We start from the raw sequence: 8,271 nt of genomic DNA on the forward strand, positions 1-8,271 counted from the left end.
TTCCATCACCGGATCCCCTATTGAGCAACTGGTAACAGGTCAAAGGTAACCAGTACACCAGCCGTCAAGAACACCCATAACAGGGAGAACGGCAGGAAGACTTTCCACCCCAAACGCATCAACTGGTCATAACGAAAGCGCGGGAATGTGGCACGAACCCAAAGGAAACAGAAAAGAACCATTGCAATCTTCAATGAGAACCATACCGGACCAGGTATCCAGTTCAACGGCGCAATATCCAATGGCGGCAACCAGCCACCAAGGAATAGAATAGCTGCCATCGCACTCATCAGGATCATGTTTGCGTATTCCCCAAGGAAGAACAACGCAAAGCTCATGGAAGAATATTCAACCATGAAACCTGCCACGATTTCAGACTCACCTTCGGGTAAATCGAATGGGGAACGGTTTGTCTCGGCCAAAATGGAAATGAAGAAGATCACAAACATAGGCAGCAACGGGAATGCATACCAGTTCAGAAGGCCGTAATCACCTTTTTGCGCCATCACGATATCCGACAGGTTCAGAGATCCCACACACAAAAGCACAGTGATGATCACCAATCCCATGGAAACTTCGTAGGACACCATCTGAGCCGCAGAACGAAGCGCACCAATGAAAGGATACTTCGAGTTAGAAGCCCATCCTGCCATGATTACACCGTAAACACCCAGTGATGAGATCGCGAAAAGGTAGAGAATACCGACGTTGATATCACTGACCACCAGGCCTTCACCAAAGGGAATAACAGCCCAGGCAACAAGACTAAGGATAAATGTCAGCATCGGCGCCATGATGAAGATGATCTTGTTAGATCCAGAAGGAAGAATAGTTTCCTTCATCATCAATTTGACTGCATCCGCAAAAGGTTGCAATGCACCGAAAGGTCCAACAACGTTTGGTCCTTTACGGAGCTGCATCGCACCAATTACTTTACGTTCCGCTAGCGTAAGATAGGCAACCGCGATCAGCAAAGGACCGACGATTACCATAATTTGCGCAACGATCATGATCGTTGGCAGAGCGTATCCTTCCCAGAATTCAACCATTTGTTCCAGTAGCTCCCTGCTTTTTACCCAGTACAAATTGCTCTGTACAGGCAGACATCGTTTCAGATGAACGGCTGATCGGATCAGTCATATAGAAATTCTTGATGTTACTTGTGAACGGATCGGAAGATAGCTTTTCCTTACTCTTCGCAACATTACCCAAGCCGGTTGTTGAAACTTGATCAATGGCCGCAAAGACAGGATTAACGTCGATCATTCTCTGCCGAAGTTGTCCCAGATTGTCATAAGGCAGAGTCTCACCAACCTGTTCAGATAACGCGCGAAGAATTGTCCAGTCTTCCCTTGCTTCGCCTGGCGGGAATGTTGCCAGACGTCCCAATTGAACACGGCCCTCAGTATTCACATAGGTACCGTTCTTCTCGGTATAGGCAGCACCCGGTAAAATCACATCCGCAGCAGATGCACCCGCATCCCCGTGGTGACCTTGATAGATCACAAAAGCATTTTTCAGCTTGGCGGTATCAACCTCATCTGCACCTAACAGGTAAACAGCTTTAATAGAGCCCTTTTCAGCGCCATCAAGAATACCCGCAACATCAGCACCATTTTTGCCCGGCACCAAACCAAGGTCGAGGCCAGCAACTCGGGAAGCCGCTGTATGAAGAACGTTAAACCCGTTCCAATCATCTTGAACAAGGCCGTATTTATCGGCAATTGCTTTCGCTTCAGCCAGAACAGCAGCACCATCTTCACGGGTTAATGCGCCCATACCAACAATAATCATTGGCTTTTTGGCATCTTTAAGCACATCAGCAAAAGAGTTTTTACCAGCCGTAACTTCTTTTAAAGTATCTGGACCTGCGCCCAAATATTCATACTCATAGGTCAGATCAGCAGCTTCACCAATCATGCCGACTTTAAAGCCACCTTCCAGGAAGCGCTTACGTAGACGGGCATTTATTAGCGCAGCTTCCCAACGTGGGTTTGTTCCCACAAGAAGAACAGCGTCAGCGTCTTCGATACCAGAAATAGAGCTGTTAAAGAGGTAAGTCGAACGGTCATCAGCACTCAGCTTGGCGCCGTCCTGACGACAGTCGATGTTTTCAGACCCCAGGTTAGTCATAAAGTCTTTCAGGGCTAACATTGACTCAGCATCGTTTAGATCACCGGAAATTGCTGCAATCTCAGTCCCCTTAAGGGAAGACAACTGCTCTTTGATTGCAGCAAAAGCTTCATCCCAGGATGCTGCTTTCAGCTTGCCATCGACACGGACATAGGGGCGATCAATGCGCTGACGGCTTAAACCATCGGTAATGTAGCGGGTCTTATCAGTGATCCACTCTTCGTTTACATCTTCATGGATACGCGGAAGAACACGAAGAACCTCACGTCCACGAACATCAATACGAATGTTGGATCCGACAGCATCCATCACATCAATGGAATTTACCTTTTTCAATTCCCAAGGACGGGCATTGAACGCATAAGGTTTGGATGTCAACGCACCGACAGGACAAACATCAACCAGATTACCAGATAGTTCAGTGTTTACAGCCTTTTCCAAGGTCGTGATCTCAACATGACCACCACGATTTAAAAGGCCAACTTCTTCAATACCAGCAACTTCGGTTGAAAAGCGCACGCAACGTGTACACTGAATACAGCGGGTCATGATCGTTTTGATCAACGGTCCCATGTATTTTTCAGTAACCGCACGTTTGCTTTCTTTGTAACGTCCGTGATCCAATCCAAAGGCCATGGCCTGATCCTGAAGATCACACTCACCACCCTGATCGCAAATCGGGCAATCAAGCGGGTGGTTGATCAAAAGGAATTCCATCACCCCTTTACGGGCTTTTTGAACAACTTCGGTATCGGTCTTGATAACCATGCCTTCACCCACCGGCATTGCACAGGATGCAATCGGTTTCGGAGCACGTTCCATTTCGACCAGACACATCCGGCAATTACCGGCAACGGAAAGACGTTCGTGGTAACAGAAACGTGGAATTTCTGCGCCCGCAAGTTCACAAGCCTGAAGAACTGTCAGGCCGTCTGCGACTTCAATCTCTTTACCGTCAATCGTCAACTTTGGCATCAGTCTCTCCTACTCCGCTGCCTGGCGCGATTGCTTGTATTCGTTAATCCGACGCTCTAGCTCCGGACGGAAATTCCGGATCAAGCCCTGGATCGGCCAAGCTGCAGCATCACCAAGCGCACAAATCGTGTGACCTTCTACCTGCTTTGTAACATCCCAAAGCATGTCGATTTCTTCAACATCAGCTTCACCACGAACCATGCGCTGCATAAGACGGAACATCCAGCCTGTTCCTTCGCGGCACGGTGTACACTGGCCACAGCTTTCGTGCTGATAGAAATGAGAAAGTCGGCAAATCGCTTCGACAACATCCGTGGATTTATCCATAACGATAACCGCCGCGGTACCCAAACCGGAACCCGCTTCGCGTAGGGCGTCGAAATCCATGGTCATGGTATCGCACACGTGCTTTGGTAGCATCGGAACAGATGACCCACCGGGAATAACTGCGAGCAGGTTATCCCATCCGCCGCGAACACCACCTGCATGCTTTTCAATAAGCTCACGCAGAGGAATGCTCATCGCTTCCTCGACGTTACAGGGCTTGTTCACGTGGCCAGAGATAGAGAAAATCTTTGTACCGGTGTTATTTTCACGACCGAACTGTTTCCACCAATCGGGGCCTCTGCGCAAAATGGTTGGCGACACAGCAACTGTTTCCACATTGGTCACAGTTGTTGGGCATCCATACAAACCACAAGCAGCAGGGAATGGTGGTTTCAGGCGCGGTTGGCCTTTTTTACCTTCCAGACTTTCCAGAAGCGCCGTTTCCTCACCACAGATATAAGCACCGGCACCGCGGTGAACATGGACATCAAATGCCCAACCAGAACCGCAGGCATCATCGCCCAGTAATCCATCAGCTCTTGCCTGCTCAATAGCCGCTTCGAGCCGCGTGGATTCCAGATAGTACTCACCGCGTATATAAATGTAGGCCGTATGTGCGCCCATTGCGAAACCAGCAATCAAGCACCCTTCAATAAGTGTATGAGGATCATTGCGCATGATCTCACGGTCTTTACAGGATCCTGGCTCTGATTCATCAGCATTGACAACCAGATAGCTTGGGCGGCTTGGATCTTCTTTCGGCATGAAAGACCATTTAATGCCAGCCGGGAAACCCGCGCCACCACGGCCACGCAGGCCAGAGTCTTTCATACGGTTGACAATCTCTTCGCGACCAAGAGCAACCAGATCTTTGGTATCTATCCAGATACCACGTTTCTTGGCACCTTCAAGACCCCAATCATCCTGTCCGTAAAGATTTTGGAAAATACGATCTTTATCTTCTAAAAGTGGCATCACTCACCCCCTTTTAGGGTTGTACGCTCACCCTCTGGTGCAGAAGTCAAACGGCCGATTTGCGATCCGATAGGAACGTCTTTGCCTGCGCGAAGCTCTTCGACGATTTCCATCATGCGCTCTGGCGAAAGATCTTCATAATACCAGTCATTGATCTGAACCATTGGCGCGTTACAGCAAGCGCCCATACATTCAACTTCAACAACAGAAAAAAGACCATCTTCACTGACGTCGCCAACTTTACTAACGCCAATTTTATCCATTGCCGCTTTCAAAATGTTATCAGAACCATTCAACCAGCACGGTGTTGTCCGGCAAACCTGGATAAAGTACTTACCGACAGGTTTAAGGTTAAACATCGTATAGAAGGTTGCAACTTCATGCGCACGAATTGGCGCAATCTCAAGGTATTCAGCAACATATTCAATTGCTTCAGGCGGTAGCCAGCCGTCATTCTGTTTTTGCGCAATATAAAAAAGACTAATGATCGCGCTGGCCTGACGGCCTTCAGGATACTTGGCAACAATCTTTTCAGCTTCACGAAGGTTTTCTTCGGTAAACTTAAAGTCGCCAGTTTTGGCTTTTGGAAAACTACTGGTTTTCATCGGTCAACCTCGCCGAAGACGATATCCATTGAACCCAGAATAGCAACACTATCAGCCAGCATGTGCCCGCGGCACATATAATCCATGGCGGCAAGGTGCGCAAATCCTGGTGCTTTGATCTTACAGCGGTATGGTTTGTTTGATCCATCAGCGACCAGATAAACACCGAACTCTCCCTTAGGAGCTTCGACCGCGATGTAAGTTTCACCAGCAGGAACGTGGAAACCTTCTGTATAAAGTTTGAAGTGATGGATCAACGCTTCCATAGAACGTTTCATATCATCACGACGTGGGGGAGTAACTTTGTGATTTGGTGCGAGAACAGGCCCTTCAGGCATTTTCTCGATGCATTGCTTCATAATATGCAAGGACTGGCGCATTTCTTCGACACGAACCAGATATCTGTCGAAACAATCACCGTTCTTCCCGACTGGAATATCAAAATCCAGTTCGTCATAACAATCATACGGTTGTGATTTACGAAGATCCCATGCAATACCGGAACCACGGATCATTGGACCAGACAGTCCCCAATCCATCGCTTCGTCAAAATTCATAACCCCGATATCAACCGTTCTTTGACGGAAAATCCTATTTTCGGTCAACAAACCTTCAAGATCATCAATAAAGGCCGGGAAGTTGTCACAGAATTCTAAAACATCTGGCAGCAATCCGGCTGGAAGATCCTGGTGTACACCACCCGGGCGGAAGTAGGCCGCGTGTAATCTGGCACCACAAGCACGCTCATAAAATTCCATCAGAATTTCGCGTTGCTCAAAACCCCAAAGGATCGGTGTCATGGCACCAACGTCAATCGCAAAGGTCGTGATATTCAATAGATGATTTAGAATACGTCCTATTTCGCAATAGAGAACGCGGATATACTGACCACGCTTTGGCACTTCGATATCAAGCAGCTTTTCAACAGCAAGAGCAAAAACATGCTCTTGGTTCATCGGCGCGACATAATCTAGGCGATCAAAATAAGGAATTGCCTGTAAATAGGTCTTATACTCAATAAGCTTTTCGGTTCCACGGTGCAGCAAACCAATATGCGGATCTGCCCGTTCTATGATCTCGCCATCCATTTCCATTACAAGACGAAGAACACCGTGAGCGGCTGGATGCTGAGGGCCAAAGTTTAACGTAAGAGGCTTAATCGTTGCTTCAGGCATTAAGCAGCTCCCTCTTCATTTTCCTGTTCGGCTTTCTCATCACCCGGCAGGTTCACAATACCTTCCCACGGGCTAGAGAAATCGAAGTTCCGGAATTCTTGTGTCAGTTTCACAGGTTCATAAACAACACGCTTTTGCGTTTCGTCGTACCTAACTTCAACATAACCAGTAAGCGGGAAGTCTTTGCGCAGCGGATGCCCTTCGAAACCATAATCAGTAAGCATACGACGCAAATCCGGATGATTGGCAAAGAAGATGCCATACATATCCCATGCTTCACGCTCGTACCAGATCGCAGAACTAAACAGCCCTGTCACAGATTCAACAGGCGTTTCATCGCTTGTTGAAAACTTCACCTTGATACGTTGGTTATGAGTAAGAGATAGAAGACAGTAAACGAGTTCAAAACGATCTTCTCTGCTAGGGTAATCGACCGCGGTCAATTCCACCAGCTGCCTGAACTGACAGTTTTGATTGTCTCTTAGGAACTTTATAACCTTAAGAAGGGTATCTGACTTTGCCCAAATGACGAGTTCGTCATTAATAAGCTCAGATCCAGTTACCGCCTCTCCCAAGGTAGTGACGATATAATCGCCCAAGTCCAGTAAAGCCTGATTCATATAGTTCACCAGTATTTAGGAATGCCTGAAATAGGCTACCTGCGGAATTTCGCGGTTCGTTTGATTTTCTTCTGAAGCTGTAGAATACCGTAAATAAGTGCCTCAGCAGTTGGCGGGCACCCCGGAACGTAGATATCGACAGGAACAACACGGTCACAACCACGAACAACAGAGTAGGAATAGTGATAATAGCCACCGCCATTAGCACAAGACCCCATTGATATTACCCAACGAGGTTCTGGCATCTGGTCATAGACCTTACGTAAGGCCGGTGCCATTTTGTTGGTAAGTGTACCAGCAACGATCATTACATCGGATTGACGGGGTGACGGGCGGAAAACCATTCCGAAACGATCCATGTCATAACGGCTACACGCCGCATGCATCATTTCCACCGCGCAACAGGCCAAACCGAAAGTCATCGGCCATAGTGACCCTGACTGCGCCCAACCTGTCAATTGATCCATACGCGCCAACACAAAGCCACGTTCGGCGAGTTCTTCGCCAACGTTTTGCAGAACAAGATCTTGTTCCGGACCCGGCGGCAGCGGTGCCCCTTGCTTGAGAGCTGGATTAGAGATTACTCCCATTCCAATGCCCCTTTCTTCCATTCGTATGCAAAGCCAATCGTCAAAATGACCAGAAAGATCACCATCGACCAGAAACCGAAGAGACCGATATCACCAAGTGATACAGCCCAAGGGAACAGGAAGGCTACTTCAAGGTCGAAAATAATGAAGAGGATTGCTACTAGGTAGAAGCGCACATCAAAACGGCCACGCGCGTCATCAAACGCTTCGAAGCCACACTCATAAGTACTGATTTTCTCTGAATCAGGGTGCTGTTTAGCCATGATCACAGAAGCTAGCATCATTGCGATAGCCAACCCCACTGCAATTCCGAGAAAGATCAGAATTGGCAGATATTCAGCCAACATCCCATCTAAGCCCATCTCTCCAATACAATCTGCACGAGGGTTACCGCACAAATCGCCTTTCATGTCGAATATGACAAGAGGCCTTTATGGCCCTATTTTTTAAGTATGTACTAAATATCGCCCAAAGGCGACATAAGCAAACATAGAATCGCCACAATCAAGAAAAAAAATCGTGTTATCCCAGTAGCGAAATCAAGTATTAACCGAAGAACAAAAGAAAACACATTCCGTTCTATAGGATAAACATTTGTAATATGTTAAAGGATATGGAGATATTTAACGATATGGGGTGAATACCATAAGAAATGATGGCGAGGATGACGAGACTTGAACTCGCGACCTCTGGCGTGACAGGCCAGCGCTCTAACCAACTGAGCTACACCCCCGCAGTAGAGTGCCATCGGTGGACGGTTAAATGGCGAGGATGACGAGACTTGAACTCGCGACCTCTGGCGTGACAGGCCAGCGCTCTAACCAACTGAGCTACACCCCCACATAACCATCCCTGCGGACGAGGGTTTATT

8 protein-coding genes and 2 tRNA genes are annotated in these 8,271 nt (G+C 47.8%); all 10 read right to left on the minus strand.

Features of this window, described 5'->3' with window-relative positions; genetic code table 11:
* Positions 1-17 precede the first annotated feature (17 nt).
* Positions 18-1,049 carry an NADH-quinone oxidoreductase subunit NuoH gene (nuoH, locus tag WH96_RS07720; RefSeq protein WP_047763575.1) on the minus strand — a complete coding sequence of 344 codons (1,032 nt, stop codon included), beginning with the start codon at positions 1,047-1,049 and terminating at the stop codon, positions 18-20.
* Positions 1,042-3,108 (minus strand): NADH-quinone oxidoreductase subunit NuoG, encoded by a 2,067-nt coding sequence (gene nuoG / locus WH96_RS07725; RefSeq protein WP_047763576.1) that lies wholly within the window; start codon positions 3,106-3,108, stop codon positions 1,042-1,044. Before nuoG ends, nuoH begins: the two co-directional genes overlap by 8 nt.
* Positions 3,109-3,117: 9 nt before the next feature.
* Positions 3,118-4,410, minus strand: coding sequence for an NADH-quinone oxidoreductase subunit NuoF (gene nuoF / locus WH96_RS07730; RefSeq protein WP_047763577.1), 1,293 nt, complete (start codon positions 4,408-4,410; stop codon positions 3,118-3,120).
* A complete protein-coding gene (nuoE, locus tag WH96_RS07735; RefSeq protein ID WP_047763578.1) occupies positions 4,410-5,015 on the minus strand; it encodes an NADH-quinone oxidoreductase subunit NuoE in 606 nt (201 codons plus the stop codon). The genes nuoF and nuoE overlap by 1 nt, the downstream gene beginning before the upstream one ends.
* A complete protein-coding gene (locus WH96_RS07740; protein ID WP_047763579.1) occupies positions 5,012-6,190 on the minus strand; it encodes an NADH-quinone oxidoreductase subunit D in 1,179 nt (392 codons plus the stop codon). Before WH96_RS07740 ends, nuoE begins: the two co-directional genes overlap by 4 nt.
* Positions 6,190-6,810 carry an NADH-quinone oxidoreductase subunit C gene (locus WH96_RS07745; RefSeq protein ID WP_047763580.1) on the minus strand — a complete coding sequence of 207 codons (621 nt, stop codon included), beginning with the start codon at positions 6,808-6,810 and terminating at the stop codon, positions 6,190-6,192. The genes WH96_RS07740 and WH96_RS07745 overlap by 1 nt, the downstream gene beginning before the upstream one ends.
* A 35-nt stretch (positions 6,811-6,845) precedes the next feature.
* Entirely contained in the window at positions 6,846-7,400 is a 555-nt protein-coding gene (locus WH96_RS07750) for a NuoB/complex I 20 kDa subunit family protein (RefSeq protein WP_046505071.1), read from the minus strand.
* Positions 7,391-7,747 carry an NADH-quinone oxidoreductase subunit A gene (locus tag WH96_RS07755; protein ID WP_179188007.1) on the minus strand — a complete coding sequence of 119 codons (357 nt, stop codon included), beginning with the start codon at positions 7,745-7,747 and terminating at the stop codon, positions 7,391-7,393. The genes WH96_RS07750 and WH96_RS07755 overlap by 10 nt, the downstream gene beginning before the upstream one ends.
* A 309-nt stretch (positions 7,748-8,056) precedes the next feature.
* Positions 8,057-8,133 (minus strand) — tRNA-Asp (locus WH96_RS07760).
* A gap of 30 nt (positions 8,134-8,163) precedes the next feature.
* A tRNA-Asp gene (locus WH96_RS07765) sits at positions 8,164-8,240 on the minus strand.
* Positions 8,241-8,271 lie beyond the last annotated feature (31 nt).

The organism is Kiloniella spongiae, assembly GCF_001026905.1.
Lineage (GTDB): Bacteria > Pseudomonadota > Alphaproteobacteria > Kiloniellales > Kiloniellaceae > Kiloniella > Kiloniella spongiae.